This window comes from Actinomadura chibensis NBRC 106107 (assembly GCF_001552135.1).
GTDB classification, from domain to species: domain Bacteria; phylum Actinomycetota; class Actinomycetes; order Streptosporangiales; family Streptosporangiaceae; genus Spirillospora; species Spirillospora chibensis.
The window spans coordinates 1-523 of record NZ_BCQP01000013.1 but is presented as its reverse complement, the minus strand read 5'-3'; the positions used below and the strand labels follow the sequence as shown (position 1 = coordinate 523).

1 pseudogene is annotated in these 523 nt (G+C 80.5%); it reads left to right on the top strand.

Annotated elements, in window-relative coordinates:
• Positions 1 to 523, top strand: a pseudogene (locus ACH01S_RS44340) (hypothetical protein); the annotation flags it as partial.

The following is a 523-nucleotide window of genomic DNA, read 5'->3' as shown; positions in this document are numbered from 1 at the left end:
CCCCCCTGCCGCTGGCGCTCGGCGTCATGGCGGGCCGGCTCGCGGAGAACCCGGGCGAGTCGATCGCGGCGACCGTCCGGGCGCTGGCCGCGCGGGACGGCGGCGACGCCCCGCCCTACGGCGCGGGCCTCGCCGGGACGGGCCTCGCCGAGGGCGCCGCGCACGGCGCGTCCGGTCCCGGCCTGCACGCGGTGCTCAGCCCGACGTTCGACGTCGCCTACCGCAGCCTGCGCCGCGACCAGCGGGAGGCGTTCCGCCGCCTCGGCCTGGTCGCGGGCCCGGACTTCACCGCGTCCGCCCTCGCCGCCCTCCAGGACCGCACCGTCGCCGAGGCGAGCGAGTGCCTGGAGGGCCTCCGGCAGGCCTACCTCGTCCACGACGTCGGGCCCGGCCGCTACCGGATGCACGACCTGCTCCGCGACTTCGCCCGCCAGCGCGGCCTGCGCGAGGACTCCGACGGCGAGCTCCAGGCGGCGCAGCGGCGGCTGCTCGCGGGCTGCCTCGCCGAGGCCCGCGCGGCGGG